The sequence below is a fragment of the Streptomyces sp. NPDC004561 genome, assembly GCF_053602155.1.
Genome location: NZ_JBSGDB010000002.1, coordinates 1 through 14,507 on the forward strand (window position 1 = coordinate 1; position 14,507 = coordinate 14,507).

Annotated in this window: 11 protein-coding genes and 1 pseudogene; 11 read left to right on the forward strand and 1 reads right to left on the reverse strand. The window is 72.2% G+C overall.

From position 1 onward, the window contains the following. The 11 genes and pseudogenes from ACWEN3_RS00345 to ACWEN3_RS00395 form a co-directional block, all read left to right on the forward strand. Nucleotides 1-362: pseudogene (locus ACWEN3_RS00345) on the forward strand (hypothetical protein); the annotation flags it as partial. 10 nt (nt 363-372) lie between these two features. Continuing rightward, nucleotides 373-879: an extensin gene (locus tag ACWEN3_RS00350; protein ID WP_452963774.1), complete on the forward strand. Its 507-nt coding sequence runs from the start codon at nt 373-375 to the stop codon at nt 877-879. A gap of 72 nt (nt 880-951) precedes the next feature. After that, a complete protein-coding gene (locus ACWEN3_RS00355) occupies nt 952-1,374 on the forward strand; it encodes a phage tail protein (RefSeq protein ID WP_452963776.1) in 423 nt (140 codons plus the stop codon). Nucleotides 1,375-1,397: 23 nt separating this feature from the next. Next, a complete protein-coding gene (locus tag ACWEN3_RS00360) occupies nt 1,398-2,117 on the forward strand; it encodes a CIS tube protein (protein WP_452963778.1) in 720 nt (239 codons plus the stop codon). Then, nucleotides 2,117-4,027 (forward strand): VgrG-related protein, encoded by a 1,911-nt coding sequence (locus ACWEN3_RS00365; RefSeq protein WP_452963780.1) that lies wholly within the window; start codon nt 2,117-2,119, stop codon nt 4,025-4,027. The genes ACWEN3_RS00360 and ACWEN3_RS00365 overlap by 1 nt, the downstream gene beginning before the upstream one ends. A gap of 55 nt (nt 4,028-4,082) precedes the next feature. Continuing rightward, nucleotides 4,083-4,541: a GPW/gp25 family protein gene (locus ACWEN3_RS00370; protein WP_452963782.1), complete on the forward strand. Its 459-nt coding sequence runs from the start codon at nt 4,083-4,085 to the stop codon at nt 4,539-4,541. Beyond that, the gene (locus tag ACWEN3_RS00375) at nt 4,541-6,499 is read left to right on the forward strand and encodes a putative baseplate assembly protein (RefSeq protein ID WP_452963784.1); all 1,959 of its coding nucleotides are present in this window, start codon (nt 4,541-4,543) and stop codon (nt 6,497-6,499) included. The genes ACWEN3_RS00370 and ACWEN3_RS00375 overlap by 1 nt, the downstream gene beginning before the upstream one ends. A 22-nt stretch (nt 6,500-6,521) precedes the next feature. Then, entirely contained in the window at nt 6,522-7,091 is a 570-nt protein-coding gene (locus ACWEN3_RS00380) for a phage tail protein (protein ID WP_452963786.1), read from the forward strand. Next, nucleotides 7,088-8,803, forward strand: a complete 1,716-nt coding sequence (locus tag ACWEN3_RS00385) for an NADase-type glycan-binding domain-containing protein (protein WP_452963788.1) — start codon at nt 7,088-7,090, stop codon at nt 8,801-8,803. The genes ACWEN3_RS00380 and ACWEN3_RS00385 overlap by 4 nt, the downstream gene beginning before the upstream one ends. 289 nt (nt 8,804-9,092) lie before the next feature. Next, nucleotides 9,093-10,298: an Ig-like domain-containing protein gene (locus tag ACWEN3_RS00390; RefSeq protein ID WP_452963790.1), complete on the forward strand. Its 1,206-nt coding sequence runs from the start codon at nt 9,093-9,095 to the stop codon at nt 10,296-10,298. A gap of 183 nt (nt 10,299-10,481) precedes the next feature. Continuing rightward, a complete protein-coding gene (locus ACWEN3_RS00395) occupies nt 10,482-13,208 on the forward strand; it encodes an ATP-binding protein (RefSeq protein WP_452963792.1) in 2,727 nt (908 codons plus the stop codon). Here the strand turns inward: ACWEN3_RS00395 and ACWEN3_RS00400 are convergent. Continuing rightward, a complete protein-coding gene (locus ACWEN3_RS00400; RefSeq protein ID WP_452963794.1) occupies nt 13,174-14,454 on the reverse strand; it encodes a protein kinase domain-containing protein in 1,281 nt (426 codons plus the stop codon). The two genes, ACWEN3_RS00395 and ACWEN3_RS00400, sit on opposite strands and share 35 nt — an antisense overlap. Nucleotides 14,455-14,507: the final 53 nt, after the last annotated feature.

Genomic DNA, 14,507 nt, shown 5'->3' on the forward strand with positions numbered 1-14,507 from the left:
GCACCGCCCGCACCGCCCGCACCGCCCGCACCGCCCGCACCGCCCGCACCGCCCGCACCGGCGCAGCTCACCCCGCGCGCGCCCTCAGCACACCATTCATCACCCCCCGCACCACCCATCCCAGCGCAGCTCACCCCACCCCCGGCAACCACTCCGCCCACGCCCTCGATGCACCCTTCATCACCCCCCACACCGCCCGCCCCGACGCAGCTCACCCCGCCCCCGGCAACCACTCCCGCCTCCGCCCCGCCGCCCGCGCCCCCGACGCACCCGTCACCACCCCCCATACCGACCTTGCCGGTGCAGCGCACCCCGGCCCCCACCGCCGCTCGCCCAACGACTGCCTCGCCGGGGCGCGTTGAGGCCATCCCGTTGCGGCGCGCCGCCCCCGTTCCCGTCGGCTCTCCCCTCCGCGTCGCACAGCTGGCCCCGCCCAGGGCCGCTGCCGCGCCCGCGCCGCCGCTCCCCGTCGTCCAGCGCGTCCCCTCCGCCTTCCGGGCCACCGGTGCGCTCGCCGCGGCGGCCGCCGCCACGGTCGCGTCCACCTTGGGCCGGACGCGTCCCGGCCGGAGCGAGAGCGCCGCCACGGGCTCCTCCGGCGGCCCCCCGTCCCCCGCCACCGCGGGCGCCGAGGCGCCACCCCCCTACTCGGCGAACCCCGGCGGCGACGCCCCGCCTCCGTACTCCCCGGGCCCCGCCGGTGGCGCGCCGCCGGAGTACTCGGCGGTTCAGGGGAACGGGTTCGACCCCAGGGCGCTCACCGACTTCCAGCTCGATGAACTGGCACACCGGCTCATCGGCCGCATCACCCGCCTGATCCGCACCGAACTGCGCATGGACCGCGAGCGGATCGGCAGACTCCGCGATCCCAGGCACTGACGGCCGGGACCGGAACGCCAGGCGAAGAAGACAGCTCACCGAAGACGACGTTCGAGAAAGGCCCCGCCTCTGATGGCCCAAAAGGATCCGGGCTCCACCATCTGGTTCACGCTCAGCATCGACGGCGAGAGCCTCGGCTACTTCAACGGTTGCGAGGGGCTGTCGTCGCAGGTGGAGATCGAGCACCGGCAGGAGGGCGGCAACAACGGGTTCGTGTGGCAGCTGCCGACGCGCGTCACGTTCTCCACGATCCGGCTGACCCGCCCGCTCACCCCGGACACCTCGAAGGTCGCCAAGTGGATCTCCTCCGTGCAGACGGGGATCAAGCGGCCCACCGCGCAGATCAGGGCGCTGCGGGCGGACGGGTCCGAGGTGGCCAGCTGGGGCCTGATCGACGTGCTGCCGGTCAGCTGGCAGGGCCCCTCGCTCGACCCGGCCAGCCCGGCCGTCGCCACCGAGGTCCTGGAGATCACCCACCACGGCTTCACGGACTGACCGGACAAGGAGAACCCCAGGACATGGCCACCAGCAAGGGCGCCGGCAACAGCCTCGTGCGCGCCAGTCTGGCGATCCACGAACCCCCGCTCGGTGGCGGCACCACCCCGGGCGCGCTCATCAGGACGTTCGACTTCGACTTCAACCCGTCGCAGGTGGAGATGAGCCGCCGCGCCCAGTGGAAGGTCACCCCCGTCCAGATCGAACGGGAGGGACCCACACCGCAGTTCATGGGCGTGGAGCCGCTGGAGATGAGCTTGGAGATCTTCCTCGACTCCTCCGACCAGCCGACCGGCAGTGCCGTGCTGAAGAACGTCGAGTCGCTGCTGGACTGCCTGGAGGTGACGGACGCGTCCATCCACGGACACAAGCCGTCACCGCCGTGGGTGGTCCTCGAGTGGGGTTCGTTCTCCACCGCGCGCTTCACGGCGTACGTGTCCTCCCTGTCCACGTCGTACCTCCTGTTCGGGACGAGCGGTGTGCCCATCCGGGCCAGCTGCCGACTCCAGCTCAACGAGATCCCGAGCAAGACCAAGCGACAGAACCCGACGTCGGGCGCGCTGACCGCGCAGCGCGTGCACCGGGTCGTCGCCGGGGACTCCCTGCAGTCGCTGGCCTGGCGGGAGTACGGCGACGCGACCGCGTGGCGGGCGATCGCCGAGGCCAACGACATCGACGACCCCGCCCGGCTGCCCTCGGGCACCGAACTGCTGCTGCCCGCAGCCGAGGAGGTGCTGCGCTGATGGTGCGGCAAGCGACGTCCGCCGTCCTGCAGGTCCGCATCGGCGGCGGGAAGCTGCCCGACGACGCGGTGCACGCGCTCGTCGACGGCTGGGTCGACCAGGGCGCCGGGGTCCCCGCCGCCTTCCAGCTGACCTTCCGCGACCCGTACCGGATCATGATCAGCCGGCTGGGCGCCACGTTCGGGACCCCGGTCACCATCGCCACCGTGGCCGACGGGCAGGGCGTCGGCGACACACTGCTGACCGGCGAGATCACCGGTTTCGAGGCCGACTACGACGGCACGGGCGCGTTCACGGTCGTCCGGGGCTACGACTTCGGGCACCGGCTGATGCGCCGGCGCCGGGTGGCCGCGTACAAGAACCAGTCCGCCTCCGACATCGCCGAGAAGCTGGCCGCGCTGGACGGCGTTCCGGTCGGCCGGATCCAGTCGACGAAGACGGTGTACGACTTCATCAGCCAGTCCAACGTCACCGACTGGGACTTCCTCGCCCGGCTCGCCGACGAGAACGAGATGGTCATGTCCATCGACGCCAAGGGCATGTTCCAGTTCGTCGAGCCGAAGCCCGCCTCGGGGGCGCCCTCGCCGCGCACCGACGGCGACAGGAGCCCGCTGGTCCTCCAGGCGGGGCACGACATCCTGCGGCTGCGGGCCGCGGTGACCGCCTCCGACCAGGTGGGCGAGGTGGAGGCGCGCGGCTGGGACGTCATGCAGAAGAAGCAGCTCAGTTCCGTCTCGCCCGCCACCACCAACCCGGGCTTCGACATCGGCAGCACACCCGGCCGCGCCGCGAGGGCGTTCAAGCCGGGCAGGCTGGTGGAGACGTCGATCCCCTACGACAGGTCGACCGAGGTGAAGTTCGCCTCCGACGCCCTCGCCGACGACGTCACCGGCTCCTTCGCGGAGGTCGAGGTCGTCGCATGGGGCAACCCGAAGCTGCGGCCCGGCGTGCCGGTGGCGCTCTCGGACACCGGCGCGCCCTTCGAGGGCAAGTACACGATCACCTCCGTACGGCACGCCTTCGGCGACGGCAGGCACTACGAGGCGTGGGTGACGGTCAGCGGACGGCAGTGGCGCTCGCTGTTCGGCCTGTCCTCCGGCGGGGGCGGCACGGGCAACGGACCCAGGCTGCCGAGTGTGGCCAACGCGCTGGTCACCGATGTGAACGACCCGCTCAAGCAGGGCCGGGTCAAGCTGCGGTTCCCGTGGCTGGACGACACCTACGTCAGCGACTGGACGCGGACGGTGCAGATGGGCGGCCAGCGCGGCGGCGGGGTGTTCCCCTTCGACGTGGACGACGAGGTGCTCGTCGCCTTCGACCGGGGCGCCCTCGACCACCCGTTCGTCGTCGGCGGCCTCTACAACGGCAAGGACATGCCCACCGACGTGCCGGAACCGCTGCACGACGCGACGAAGAAGCGGGCCGTCCGGCACACCGTCTCCGACCGGGACGCCAACCGGTTGGACCTGCTCAGCCAGACGAACGGCACCCGCAAACGGGGCGTCAGGCTGTCCACCGGCGACGACAGGCTGGTCATCAACATGGACCGGACGAAGACCGAGATCACGGTGGACAGCAGGGGCGCGGTCACGATCAAGGGCAACCGCTCGGTGTCCGTGCAGGCCGGTACCGACCTCACGCTGAGCGCGCGGCGCAGGCTGACCATCAAGAGCGGCGGCTCGGTCAGCATCGAGGGCGCCGGAATGGTCAACGTGAAGGCGGCGGGCGAGATCTCGCTGAGCGCGCTGGGCGCGCTGGCCATGAACGCCGTGGGCCTCGCGTCCCTCAGCGGCGAGGGCTCGGTGCAGATCAGCTCGATCGCCAACACCACGATCAAGGCCGCCTCCACGCTGGTCGGGACCGAGGCGTTCCTCGTCAGCACCATCCCCGTGATCGCGCCGATCCCGTGACGGGCGCCAACCGCTGTTTCCGTGACCGTGTCTGTCGAAGTTGGGTGTGGTTCTGATGGCCGAACAGTTCGTCGGCTCCGGCTGGTCGTTCCCGCTGCGCATCGGGCCGACCGGGGGCATCGCCCTGGTCAGCGGCGAGCGGGAGATCGAGGAGGCGATCCGGCTCGTCCTGTCGACCGCGCCGGGCGAGCGGCCCATGCGGCCCGAGTACGGCTGCGCCATCCACGACCTGGTCTTCGCCCCGGTCAACGAGCAGACTGCCGGCCGCATCCAGCACGAGGTGTACGCCGGCCTGGACCGCTGGGAGCCGCGCGTCGAGGTCACCGACGTGGAGGTCACCGCGGGCACCGACCGCAGCGTGCTCTACATCGACGTCCGCTACCGGATCCGCGGCACCAGCAATCCGCGCAGTCTCGTCTTCCCGTTCTACGTCATCCCCTCCCACGAGGAGGACGGCACCGGCGGCGGCCCGTTCGACGACGGCCCCGGCAACTCCCCCGAAAGCGACCGCTGATGGCTCTGCCCTCCCCCAACCTCGACGACCGCCGCTTCCAGCAGTTCGTCGACGACGCCAAGCGCTACATCCAGCAGCGCGCCCCGGAGTGGACCGACCACAACGTCTCCGACCCGGGCGTCACCCTCGTCGAGACGGTCGCGCACATGGCCGACCAGATCGTCTACCGGCTCAACCGCGTGCCGGAGAAGAACCATCTGGCGTTCCTCGACCTGGTCGGCATCACCCTCTTCCCGCCGACGGCGGCCCGCACGGACGTCACGTTCTGGCTGTCGGCGCCGCAGCACGACGTCGTGCCGGTGCCGGTCGGCACCGAGGTCGCCACTCTGCGCACCGAGAGCCAGGAGGCGGTGGTCTTCGCCACCGAGCGCGCCCTGGCGGTCGTACCGTGCGAGCTGCGGTTCCTGATGAGGCAGCAGCGGGGCGAGCCGGCCGCCGACCTGACCGCCGACCTGGCCGAGGCCAAGGACCTGCCGTGCTTCGCGGAGGCCCCGAACCCCGGTGACTGCATGCTCGTGGGGCTGTCCGCGGCCGTCCCGCACTGTGCCGTCGTCCTGGACCTGGACAGCAGGGTGGACGGCGTGGGCGTCGACCCTCGCCAGCCGCCGCTGGTGTGGGAGGCGTGGACCGCGGACGGCTGGCGGCCCTGCGAGGTCGACCGCGACGGCACCGGCGGCCTGAACCGGCCGGGCGAGGTCGTCCTGCACGTCCCCGGCGGGCACCTGCTGTCCCGCAACGGCGGCCAGGAGGCCGGCTGGCTGCGCTGCCGGGTCACCGAGCCCCTGACCGGCCAGCCCTTCTACACCACCTCCCCCACCGTGCGCGCCGCCGAGGCCTTCACCATGGGCGGCACGACGTCGGCCGTGCACGCGGAGACGGTGTACGACGAGGCGCTCGGCGAGTCCACCGGACTGCCGGGCCAGCGGCTGAGGCTCGCGCACGCGCCCGTCGTCGGCGACGACCCGCCACTGCTGCTGCAGACCGCCGAGCACGAGGGCTGGGTGGACTGGCGGGTCGTCCCGCACTTCGCGGCCTCCGGGCCGCACGACCGGCACATCACGCTGGACGCGACGACCGGCGAGGTCGCCTTCGGCCCGGCGGTCCGCGAGCCCGACGGCTCCCTGCGCCAGTACGGCACCGTGGCGCCCAAGGGCTCCGTCATCCGCGCGCGCCGCTACCGCACCGGCGGCGGCCGGGCCGGGAACGTGGCGCGCGGGGCCGTACAGATCCTGCGCACGTCCATCCCGTACGTCTCCGAGGTCGTCAACCGCGAGGCGGCGCGCGGCGGGGTGGACGGCGAGACGGTGGCGGAGGCGAAGGTCCGCGCGCCGATCACGCTGCGCGCGCAGGAGCGGGCGGTGACCCTGCGGGACTACGAGGAACTGGCCCGCAGGGCCGCTCCCGAGACCGCCCGCATCACCTGTCTGGAGGGCGAGGAGGGCGAGCACGGGGCCTACGCGGTACGGGTGCTGGTGGTGCCGCAGGCGGTGCCGGACTCCGGCGGACGGCTGCGCTTCGAGCAACTCGTGCCCGGTGACTCGCTGTTGACCCGCATCACCCGGCATCTGGACGAACGGCGCCTGATCGGCACGAGGCTGGCGGTGGGGCCGCCGTTCTACCAGGGCGTGACGGTGGTCGCCACCGTGCACGCCTTCCGCGGCGTCGACACCGACCGCGTACGCCGCGAGGCCCACGACGCCCTCTACCGCCACATCGATCCGCTCACCGGCGGGACGGACGGCAAGGGATGGCCGTTCGGGCGGCCGGTGCAGGCGGGCGAGGTGTTCGCGGTGCTCCAGCGGGTGCCGGGGGTGGAACTGGTCGACGAGGTGGTGCTGCATCCGGCCGACCCGCTGACCGGCAAGCGGGGCGAGGCGACCGACCGCATCGACCTGTCCGCCCCGTCGCTGGTGTTCTCCTTCGACCACCGGGTGCGCGTGATCGGAGACGTGTCGTGAACCGCCCTGAAAGGAGCGCCTGTTGAGAGGCTCGATCGATGGTCTCGGCTCCTCCGCGCCGATCGGCGTGATGCTGCCGGCGGTGTTCGCCGACGACGATCTCGCGCAGCGCTTCGTCGCCGGGCTCGACGAGGTGCTGGCACCCGTCCTGAACGCGCTCGACTGCATGGACACCTACTACCGGCCGTCCCTCGCGCCGCTGGACTTCACGCAGTGGCTCGGCACCTGGATCGGCGCCGAGACCGACGGCACCGAACCGGAGGCGCGGCTGCGGGCGGCCGTCGCCGCCGCCGCGTACCTGCACCGGATCCGCGGCACCCGGCGGGGTCTGGCGGAGGCGGTGCGGCTCGCGTTCGGCGTCGAGCCGGAGATCACCGAGAGCGGCGCCGCCGACTGGAGCGCAAGGCCGCTGGGCACGGTGCCCGGCGAACGCCGCCCGCGCCTCCACGTCCGGCTGCGCCTGCCCCACCCGACCCCGGTGGACGAGCACCGCCTCGCCACGCTCGTGGCCGCCGCCCGGCCCGCCCACATGCCCTACACGGTCCAGGTGACCGCCGCGACCGCTCCGCTCGAAAGGACCCCGGAACGATGACGACCACCCAGAACTGCGCCGAATGCGGCACCCGCGCGGAACCGGGCCAGTCGTTCTGCGACGCCTGCGGGGCCGTGCTGAGCTGGACGGACCGGTCGGCCCCGCGCAGGGGCGCGGAACGCGCCGCAGCGGAACCGGCCTCCTCGGGCCGCACCGGGGACGACCCCGCGGGCCCCTCCGGCGCGAACACCGCCGTGCGCACGGACGCGGGACCGCCCCCGGCACACGCCGGGCCGAACCCCACGGCCGGACCCGGTACGGGACGGCCCCCGACCGCGAGCAGAGACGCGGGGCCGGCCCCGGTGCACGCCGGGACGAACGCCGCGGGGGGACCCGGTACGGGACGGCCCGCCGCAGGGACCGGCGGTACCGCGGGAGGCGGCGCGACGTCGTCCGGGGACGGCAGCTCCGACTGGGACGCCGTCGGGCAGGGCGGTGGCGGGGCACCGGCGCACGCCGGGACGAACCCCACGGCCGAACCCCGTACGGGACGACCCGCCGCAGGGACCGGCGACGGCAGCCCCGGCTGGGACGCCGTCGGGCAGGGCGGTGGCGGGCGTACGGCGCGGGGCCCGCTCGGTGCGCAGGCCCAGGGCTCGGCACCGGCCGACGGCGAGGCCCGAGGCCAAGGCAGCGACGGAGGCGACGGCGGCCGGAGCACGGAAACGGCGGAGGGCGGTGCAGGGGCCCCCGACGCCCCCGCGCCGACCGGCGACCCAGCCTCCCAGGTCGGGACGGACGGGACGGCGCCCACCGAGCCCCTGCCCGCGGTGCACGGCGAACCCGGTCCCCCACCCGCCCCCCTCAGCGACACCATGAACCACCGCGCCCGGCAGCTCCTCGTCCCCGTCACCGATCCCCGACAGCGGGCCGCCGAGTCACCCTCCGTCGCGCCGGTGCTCCCAGGGCGGCCGGCGCCGCAGCGGCCGCAGGTGGTGCACGCGCCCGGTGAGGAACTGGGCGCGGGCGGCGGGACACCGTGCCCCTGGTGCGCCACGCCCAACCGGCCGGACCGGCACTTCTGCGCCCGCTGCGCGATGCCGATGACCAGGGAGGAGCAGGCGGCCGGCGTGCGGCGTCCGTGGTGGCGGCGGATGCTGGACTTCCGCAACCGGGAGACCCCCTGGGCCGGGGAACGGCCCCGACTGCGCCGTACCCTCGACCGCGTCCTGAGCTGGCTGGGCGCCGCGATCGTGCTGACCCTGCTGGTCGTGCTGGCGTTCAACATCCCGACGGGCGTCCAGGCGGCCGAGGACCACTTCGCCAAGCGCGCCTCGGTCGCTCCGGACAGCGTCGCCGCGTCCCGCTCCTACCAGGGCCACCCGGCCAAACTGGCCTTCGACAAGTGGAACAACACCTGGTGGGGGCCGGGTGTCTCGGGGTCCGGCGAGGGCCAGTGGATCGAGGCCAAGTTCACCCAGCCGACCCGGCTGCTGGACCTGATCATCACCCCGGGCGTCTCCACCCACGCCGACCAGCTCCAGAAGGAGGCGCTGCCGCACCGCCTGAAGGCGACCGTCACCGACGACAAGGGCAAGACCGTCACGCGGGAACTCACTCTCGACCAGAGCGTCGGCGGCCAGCGCATCCCCTTCCGCGTCGGCGCGGTCACCAGCGTCCGCTTCACCGTCGAGTCCGCCTATTTCCCCGCCGCCAACAAGCAGGTCGCCATCGCCGAGATCGAGTTCTTCGGACCGTCGAACACCGGCTGACCCTCCGCAGCCCGGAGCGGGCCGGCTCCGCCGCGGGCGGCGGCGGAGCACGGTCGGCGGCTGCGCGGGCAGCCCGGGGGCGTACACCGCATACCTCTTCGCCACCGGCCGAGGCGACGCAGTCGCGACGCGTGGAATTCGCCACAATTCCTTCCCTTCGGGGCGGATGAATGCGTAAGGGTGGTTCTTGATGCCGGTTGCACCCATTCGGTAACCAGCTCCACGGATACGACGGCCAGTGACATGGGAGAAGCGTTTGATCACGGTAAGTAAGCGACACACCGGGCTGATGGCTACGGCCGGCGTACTCGGCGGTGTACTCGCAGTCACAGCCCTCGGCGGTACCAGCAGCGCTGCCACCAGCGGCAACGGCACCGGCAACCACCCGAGCCCGCAGGCGCAGTCGAACCAGGCGGGCCAGGACGCCTCCGCCGCCCGAATAAGGATCACGCCTGGTCAGGGTGCCTACGGCGTAGGGGTCAACGCCCCCGTCGAAGTCACGGTGAGCAACGGCAAGCTCACCAAGGTGACCATGACCGCCGTCGCGACCGGTGCCGAGATTCCGGGCACCCTGTCCGCGGACGGCACGTCCTGGAAGCCGAACGGCCATTTGCAGAGGGCCACCAAGTATCAGGTCGCCGCAGAGGCCGAGGACGCCCAGAACCGCTCCGCCACCGGGAACGCCACGATCACCACGGTCTCCCCGGCCAACGACTTCATCGGGCACCTCTCCCCCGAGAACGGCTCGACCGTCGGCGTGGGCATGCCGGTGACGGTCAACTTCGACAAGCCGATCGGCGACAAGGCCGCCGTGCAGTCGGAGATCCAGGTCAGCTCCAGCAGCGGCCAGCGGGTGGTCGGTCACTGGTTCCACGACGACCGCCTGGACTTCCGCCCGGCGAGCTACTGGAAGCCCGGCTCCACCGTCACCGTCAGGCTCACCCTTCACGGCGTCCAGAAGACGGTCACGTTCAAGATCGGCCGGAGCCAGATCAGCACCGTCGACGCCGGCACGAAGCAGATGACCGTCGTACGGGACGGCAAGACGATCAGGACCATCCCGATCTCGTCCGGCAGCCCCGAGCACCCGACGCACAACGGTCGGATGGTCATCTCCGAGAAGTTCGGGCAGACCCATATGAGCGGTGCGAGCGTCGGCCTCACGAACAAGGACGGCAAGCCCGCGTACGACATCGGCGACGTACCGCACGCCATGCGCCTGACCGACTCGGGCACGTTCATCCACGGCAACTACTGGGGTGCCGACTCGGTCTTCGGCAAGGTCAACACCAGCCACGGCTGCGTGGGCCTGAAGGACGTCAAGGGCGGCGGCGACGGCAACCAGCCCGCCGCGTGGTTCTTCGACAACTCGATGACCGGTGACGTCGTGATCGTCAAGAACTCCGCGGACAAGACCACGCTGGCCCCGGACAACGGCCTCAGCGACTGGAACATGCCGTGGAGCGAGTGGGTCTCGGGCAGCGCGACCCACTGACGCCACGACTCTCCCCGCACAGGAGTCCGAATCGCTTCCGCCAGGCGGCGTAGACGTAAGGCTGACGACCTACCACTTCGGCTCCGGGTTGGGAAGGCGGCCGACACGGTTCCTGCGCATTTCTGCCGCACGTCGTCCCACTTCGCTAGGCTGGCCAACAGGCTGGGAAGCGAGGGGAACAGCGTGCCGGAACAGGAACGCAACGAGAGGCGACTCGGGTCGGTGGACCCCAGCCGAGCGGGAACGCCCCTGTACGAGCGTGACGATGAGGTGGCCGCCGCGCGGGAGGCGGTGGAGGCGCTCTGCACCCGCTCGGCGGACAGCGGCGGTCGACGTGGCGGGCTGCTGTTCCTCAGCGGCGCCGCAGGACTGGGCAAGACGACATTGCTGGCCGAGATCCGGGGCATGGCCGCCGCCCGAGGGTGCACGGTCCTGTCCGCGCGCGGCAGCGAGCAGGAGCATACGGTTCCCTTCCACGTCGTCCGGCAGTTGCTGCAGCCTGTCCTGGCATCCTGCGCCGAGGCCGAGCGTCGCGAGATCTTCGGTGGCTGGTACGAGATCGCGGGGCCGGCCGTCGGCCTCTTCGCTCAGCAGGCCGGTACCGCCGTGCCGGATCCACAGGGTGTCCGGGACGGTCTGGACTGGGTCCTCACACAGCTCGCCGTGCGCAGGGCGCCGATCGTCATGGTCGTCGACGACGCCCACTGGGGCGATGCGGAGTCCCTCGCCTGGCTGGCCACGTTCGCCGTGCGCGTGCAGGAACTACCCGTCCTGATAGTCCTGGGGTACCGACCGGACGAACTGCCGGCCGAGGCCGTGGCGTTCCGCGAACTGGTCGGCGGCCGCGGGTCACACCCGATCAGCTTGCGCGCTCTCAGCCCGGAGTCGGTCGCGAAACTCGTCCGCGCCGCACTCGGGCCTGACGCGGACGATCCCTTCTGCCGCGAGTGCTGGGCCGTCACCGGCGGCAACCCCTACGAGGCCGTCGAACTCGTCGCCAAGGTCCAGGACCGGGGTCTCACCCCCTCCGAGGAGTCGGCTCACCTGCTGCGCGACCTCGGTTCGTCGTCCCGCGGCACCGGACTGGTCAAGCGACTGGAGAGGCTCGGCAACCGGGCCGTGCGGCTCGCCTGGGCGGCGGCGGTGCTCGGCACCGAGATCTCCCCCGAACTGGCGGCTTCGGTGGCCGGGCTGCCCCCGGCCGAGGCCGAGGACGCCACGGACAAACTGCGGGTCGCCCGTATCCTGACCGGCACCAGGACGCTCGAGTTCGTCCACCCCCTCATCGCCACGGCCGTGTATCGGGCCATCCCTTCGGCGATGCGCACCGCCATTCACGGGCAGGCCGCCTCCGCGGTGACCGACGCGGGCCTGAACATCACTGTCGCCGCCCGGCACCTGCTGGAGACCCATCCGAGCAACGACCCGCTGACCGTCGAGCAACTGCGCGCGGCCGCGCGGGAGAACCTTCGCCAAGGGGCTCCGGACGCCGCCCGTCGCTGCCTGGAGCGTGCGCTGCGCGAGCCGCCCCGGGCCGAGGAGCGCGCGGCGGTGCTCTACGAGCTCGGCTGCTCCGCCCTGCTCACCGCCCCGGCCACCACGGTCAACCACCTCTCGGCGGCCCTGGAGCTTCCCGACCTCGACCCCACGCTCAGAGAGGACGCCACTTTCCGCTTGGCACAGGTTCTCGCCCACAACGACCAGCTCGGCGAAGCGGCCGACGTGGTGGGGGCCGAGGCCGCCCGCGCACGGTCGTACCGGGCGCGGCTGCGCCTGCAGGCCGCGCACCACCTGTGGCAGGTCTTCGACACGCATGAGGTGCAGGCGTCCGTCCGCTCCCGTCGGCTCACGCGGCTCGCCGAGCACCTGTCCGGGCAGAACGTGGGAGAGAAGGCCCTGTTGTGCCTGCGTACCTGGGATGCCACGCTGCGCGGCGAGCCGGCTGAACGCGCGCTGGCCGTCGCCGCACGCGCCGTAGGGCTCAGCTACACCGACCCCGACTGGGGCTTCGAGCTGCCCAGCATCACCGCGCTCGGGTACATGTACGCCGACCAGTGCGACCGCGCGGAGGAGCTGTTCAGCTCCGCCATCGCCGAGTGCCAGCAGGTCGGATGGAGCGGAGCCCACCTCTCCTTCGCCTTCAGCCTCCTCGGTCTGGTCCACTTCCGGCGCGGAATGCTCACCGAGGCCGAGCGCTGCGCGCGTGAGGCGGTCCGGCTGGCCGACCGCGTCGGACCCAGGTTGCCCGCCAAGTGGTACGCCGTCGGTCTGCTGCTCGACGTCCTGCTGTCCCGCGGCCACACCGAGGAAGCGCTGAGCGTCGCCGAGACGCACGACTTCGCGCCCCCTTACCCCAACGCGGTGGTCTTCCCGGACCCCCAGGCGCTGTACGGGCGCCTGCTGCTCGTCCGTGGCCGTCGTAGGGAGGCCATCGCCCAACTCACCGCCGCCGGAGAGCGGCTGGAGGCCAAGGGCATCCTGAATCCGACCTGGTGCCCCTGGGCGGGACACCTCGCCCTCGCCCTCGCGCCGGAGGACCCCGCCGGTGCCCGCGCTCTCGCGGCGCGGACACTGGAACGAGCGGAGCGCTACGACACGCCCACCGCCATCGGTGAGGCATTGCGGTTCAGCGCGGCGGTGGCCGAGGACGGGGACGCCCCGGCGCTGCTGGAGCGCGCCGTGGAGGCGCTCAGCAAGTCCCCGAACCAGCACCTGTACGCCGAGGCACTGGTCGACTTCGCCATCGGCCTCAGGCGCGAGGGCCATGCCGGCCGGGCGGCGGAACTGCTCTTCGAGGGTGCCGGCTTGGCGGAGAGGTGCGGCGCCGAACATCTCGCGGCGCGGGCGCACGCGGAGATCGCCGCAGCGGGCCGCTCTACCTCTGACGAGTTGTGCCGGGAGACAGGGTGACCCTCAGGACGGCATGACGTGGCACCTGGCTGCCGGGCGAGGGTGTCTGCTCACAGATTCGGCCGACGGGCGTGCCGGGGTGAGGGCACCCTCGGTGTCGGATGGGCTGGACGCGCAGGCCGACCGCCTTGGCGCCCGATCGGGCTCCGTTCATCGTCTCGCCGATCAGCGAGGGTGCCGCGACCCGGGGACGAGCAGGGGCGTGGGATCCGACGATCACGTAGGCGCACACGGCCGCCAGCAGCACCGCCATCGCCTGGAGCGGCCGGCGGAAACGCCGTCGGCGTACGGGGCGTTCCTTCCGGGGGTCCGGGGGTGGCGGTAGCTGGATGTTCCGAACCGTCGCAGGCGGATCCGGCAGCGGCGAGGTGACCGCCGTGGCACGGCCTGCCAGCACCTCCCCGATGGCCTCGCGCATCTCTTCGGCGGTCTGGTACCGGTCCGCACGGTCCTTGGCCAGCGCGCGCAGCACCAGGGTGTCGTAGGCGGCAGGCAGGTGCGGGGCGTGGGCAGAGGGCGGCACCGGTGGTTCCGAGAGGTGCTTCATCGCCACGGCCAGCGGCGTGTCACCGGTGAACGGGGGGCGGTGGGTGAGCAGTTCGTAGAGCAGACAGCCGGTCGAGTACAGGTCGGTGCGGAAGTCCACCTGCTCGCCCCGGGCCTGTTCCGGCGAGAGGTACTCGGCCGTGCCCACCACCACCGAGGTGCGGGTGAGCGTCGTACCGGCCCGATCCACCGAGCGGGCGATGCCGAAATCCGTCACCTTCACGGTGCCCTCGTGGGAGAGCATGACGTTCGCCGGTTTGATGTCCCGGTGGACGATGCCGTGGCGGTGGGCGTGATCGAGCGCCTCCAGCACGCCGGCGGTGAGTTCCAGGGCGTGCTCGGGTCCGGCGATCCGTTCCTCGCGCACGAACTGGAGCAGCGTGGCGCCCTTGACGTACTCCATCACGAGGTACGGGACGAGGTGGCCGTCGATCGTGTCCTCGCCCGCGTCGTAGACGGCGACGACGGACGGGTGCCCCAACAGGGCCGCCGAGACGACCTCACGGCGGAAACGCGCCCAGTGTTCGGCATCGGCCGCGAGTTCCGGCCGGAGCGCCTTCACCGCGACCGGGCGGAACAGCAGCAGATCGTACGCCAGCCATACTTCGGCCATCCCCCCATGACCCAGGACCTGTTCCAGACGGTAGCGTCCGCCCAGACGACGTGAACGATCCACGGTGCTCCCCCTCGTTGCCGACATCCGCCGAGGCACCGTAGGGGCGGTTCTTGTGGGATCTCTGTGATCCGGTCCCA

Coding starts and splice junctions, on each gene's coding strand:
- ACWEN3_RS00365 (WP_452963780.1), top strand. CDS start 2,117: ATGGTGCGGCAAGCGACGTCCGCCGTCCTGCAGGTCCGCATCGGCGGC.
- ACWEN3_RS00375 (WP_452963784.1), top strand. CDS start 4,541: ATGGCTCTGCCCTCCCCCAACCTCGACGACCGCCGCTTCCAGCAGTTC.
- ACWEN3_RS00360 (WP_452963778.1), top strand. CDS start 1,398: ATGGCCACCAGCAAGGGCGCCGGCAACAGCCTCGTGCGCGCCAGTCTG.
- ACWEN3_RS00370 (WP_452963782.1), top strand. CDS start 4,083: ATGGCCGAACAGTTCGTCGGCTCCGGCTGGTCGTTCCCGCTGCGCATC.
- ACWEN3_RS00400 (WP_452963794.1), bottom strand. CDS start 14,454: ATGTCGGCAACGAGGGGGAGCACCGTGGATCGTTCACGTCGTCTGGGC.
- ACWEN3_RS00385 (WP_452963788.1), top strand. CDS start 7,088: ATGACGACCACCCAGAACTGCGCCGAATGCGGCACCCGCGCGGAACCG.
- ACWEN3_RS00355 (WP_452963776.1), top strand. CDS start 952: ATGGCCCAAAAGGATCCGGGCTCCACCATCTGGTTCACGCTCAGCATC.
- ACWEN3_RS00390 (WP_452963790.1), top strand. CDS start 9,093: ATGGCTACGGCCGGCGTACTCGGCGGTGTACTCGCAGTCACAGCCCTC.